Below are 3,170 nucleotides of genomic sequence, written 5' to 3'. Positions count from 1 at the left end.
TGTGCTCGGACTCGAGCCGCATGTCCTTGTAGCCGCGCTCCTCGACGATCGACTGCTTGACCCGCGGCTGCTTGGCTCGACGCTTCTTCTCTTCGTCGAGGGCCAGCTCGGCCTTGCGCATGAGCTTCGCGTAGTCCTCCTCTGGAAGCCCGTCAGCCCGCTCTTTGAGCGTCGGAGCACCGCCGTAGCCAAACACGAAGCGGACGCCATCGGCGGTCCAGCGGTCGAAGTGTTCGGTCGTCGAGAATGCCGAGTCACCTCGCATCAGGACCTTCTTGAAACCAGCGCCACGGCACAGCGCGACGGCTTCATCGAGGAGTTCGGGGGCGCCCTCGCTCGAAGGCCGGTTGCCGCTTCGGTTGACCAAAAACAACGGCTCGTTGGTGTTCGCCAGCGAAACCAGCAAAGGGTGGTAGCCCCAGATGCCCTTGTAGGACATGTCCATGCCTTCCCGGCACTCGCCAGTGGTCCCGACGATGCTGCTGTCGACATCGATGCGAGCGGTCTGCCCCAGCAGCGCCTCGCCTCGCCGTTGCCAGACTTTTACTCGCGCATCGTTGATGAGCCCGGTCAGCGTCCCGACATCGTCGGCAGTGAATCGCCGGCAGAAGTCTCCCGCCGTGGTCGGGGCCGGGAGCGACCGAGCGCCCAAGGCTTGAAGGTAGCTTCCGTCGCAGCGCAGCCGGTGGATGTCATCGAGGGACTGCCCTCCGCACAGGAAGCTGTACGCGATACTGAGGACGTGATCGGACTCGTGATAGGGCCGGTACTGGCTGAGCAGCGGCAGCCACTCGTCGATCGCCTCAGCAAGTCCGAGCGAGCGGACCAGGTTGTGAATCGCACCGATGCCGCCGAACGAGTTCGCCCGGACTCGACCCGACAGCTCGTAGCGAGCTCGGCCAGCCCCGATCTCGGGTCCGCCGTCACGCGGCGCCATGCCACCCCTGGCTTGCCTGAGGCTGCGGACGATCTTGTACTTCTCAGCTCGTAGTTGTTGGAGTAGGATTCGGTTCACCTGAAGAGCTCCTCGTCGCGTTCGCGGAAGGTGTTGCAACCCCTCGTACGCTGAGCTCCTCAGGTGAATTCCATCTTTTTGCTGTTTTGCAGCGCTTGATCAAGGTCTAGTTGTCGTCGACCGGCAAAAATTAATGTCGTCGATCACTCCTTCATCGACTCGCGTAGCTCCCAGTGGATAATGTAGCGACTATACCCGTCGAGCACCATGCACAGGTAGTAGAAAGTTCCGGCGATGTTGATATACGTGATGTCGATGTGCCAGTGCGCGTGGGGAGCGAGCGGCTGAACGAAACCGGTGCCCTTTTTCGAGGGCTTCTAGTTCCACCGATTCAGGCGCCCAGCGGCCTTTGAGCACCCGATAGACGGTCGCCGGGCTGGCCGCGGCGATGTCCTGGTCGAGCATCATGAACGTGAGTCGACGGTAGCCGTTGAGCGAGTTCTTGGCATGGAAGTCGAGGATCGCGTTTCGCTCCGCGGGCTCGAGCCAATGGTCACGTGGGACCTTCCCGTTGTGCTCGTTGGCGTTGCCGTGGCGCTGGCGCCACTCGTAGAACCTGGGCTTGGAAATCTCGGCCCACTTCAACAGCTTCGCCATCGGCAGCTCGGTCTTCTCGGCCCAGTCGGTCAAGTAGTCGACGACGGCATCACGGGTGTCATGAGGCACCCAGCCGCCCTTCAGCGGACCCCAAGTGTTTTTTTTAGCGCGATGTGTTCCTCGGAGATATCCGCGATCACCGAGTCCTTCTTGGCGATGCGGGCCTCAAGCGCGGCGATCTGCTGGTCCTTGCGAACGAGCTCACCGTCACGTGCTGCACGAGCTCGGTCTCCGCCCTCGAGGCTGTCGAACACCTTGGCGAGGTTGTCGGCGACCTGCTTGTGCCAGGCGTGAAGGACGCTGGGCTGGATCCCGTGCTCGTCACACAGGTCCGAGACGGGGACCTTGTCGACCATGTGGCGGCGCACGATGGCGGCCTTCTGCTCGGCGGTGCAGTGGCGGCGTTTCGAGGTGGGCTTGGTGGGCATGGCGGCTCCTGATTTTCTGCTGGCAGGAGTCCGGTTTCAACTGGGGCAGGACACTGCCGACCAAGCCTCATTTGGAACAGCTCGTCGGATCCTCGCGAACCTCGAGCGCCGCCAACACGCTCACATCCGCGCTGGCTTGGTCAGCTCCGGGCCGGCCGACCCATCGTTGGACGAGTTCTCCGATCGCACGATCGAACTCGAGCGCATCAACCTCGACCTCGCCCAGAGTGACATCGAGCACCAACGCTAGCAGTTCCTCGTGACTCTGCGGCTGCGGCGCGCACCGAATCGCCGCGTGTGCGCGGTCGTCACGAAACAGCCCTATTCGTCGCCCATTGACGTCGAGCAGAAGGTAGAGGCCTGGATGCCGCCCGTACCCGCATCCTTGGACGCCGTCGGGTAGCTGGCGAGCCTGTCGACGGCTTGCGGGCGACGCTCGCCACAGGTGAGCGGGAACCTCCGTGCTAGGCATCTCGCTGGCTGTCTCGACGAGCTCTGCCCAGGTCAGGACCCGCCGCTTCGCCTCGTAGAGCTTGGCCACCGCGGCGGCGCTGCGCGTGGCCAACCATACCGGCGTCTGCACCCCGTCCTCGAGGTAGTCGACGTCCGACAGCTCGCGCACCCGCTCGCCCCGGTCGCGTAGCCGAGACCGTAGCTTGACGATGTGCTCATAGGGCTCAGTCCCTGGAAAGAAATTGCGGACATCGATCTTGTGGGTCTTCGCGGTGAAGCGGTTGATCCGACCAACACGTTGGATCAACCGTAGCGGTGTCCAGCTCAGGTCATAGTTGATGACCATCTCGGCGTCCTGGAGGTTTTCGCCCTCTGAGATCGCGTCGGTGGCCACGAGCAGGTCGTAGAGCTCACGGGGCAGCTGTGTGACCCGTTGGGCGATGGGCGCGAACGCCCGAAACACCTTCCGTCGCGCCGCTGCGTCGAGCTCTCCCGTGATCTTGGCGACCTTCGCGTTCTCTAGCTCCTTGTCGAGCCGCTCATGGAGGTATAGATCTGCCCCAGTTTGATGGACACCTCCGGAAGAAGGAAACTGGAGGACAAGCACCGTGCCACGCAAGAAACGCAGGACATTTACACCGCAACAGAAGGCCGAGGCCGTCAAGATCTGCCAGCGG

4 protein-coding genes are annotated in these 3,170 nt (G+C 62.9%); all 4 read right to left on the bottom strand.

The annotated features are described in order from the left end of the window. Nucleotides 1-1,015: transposase (locus ENSA7_RS41155; protein ID WP_146158741.1), on the bottom strand; the 1,015-nt coding region annotated here is incomplete at its 3' end. A 143-nt stretch (nucleotides 1,016-1,158) separates the two neighbouring features. After that, nucleotides 1,159-1,251 (bottom strand): hypothetical protein, encoded by a 93-nt coding sequence (locus ENSA7_RS46270; RefSeq protein WP_372237586.1) that lies wholly within the window; start codon nucleotides 1,249-1,251, stop codon nucleotides 1,159-1,161. 441 nt (nucleotides 1,252-1,692) lie between these two features. Continuing rightward, a complete protein-coding gene (locus ENSA7_RS41145) occupies nucleotides 1,693-2,040 on the bottom strand; it encodes a transposase (protein ID WP_106094916.1) in 348 nt (115 codons plus the stop codon). A 67-nt stretch (nucleotides 2,041-2,107) separates the two neighbouring features. Continuing rightward, the gene (locus ENSA7_RS41140; protein WP_181234635.1) at nucleotides 2,108-3,100 is read right to left on the bottom strand and encodes a C-terminal helicase domain-containing protein; all 993 of its coding nucleotides are present in this window, start codon (nucleotides 3,098-3,100) and stop codon (nucleotides 2,108-2,110) included. Between the last annotated feature and the right edge of the window lie 70 nt (nucleotides 3,101-3,170).

Source organism: Enhygromyxa salina (genome assembly GCF_002994635.1).
GTDB lineage: Bacteria > Myxococcota_A > Polyangia > Nannocystales > Nannocystaceae > Plesiocystis > Plesiocystis salina_B.
The sequence above is the reverse complement of the archived record's forward strand: the minus strand, read 5'-3'. Positions and strand labels throughout refer to the sequence as shown.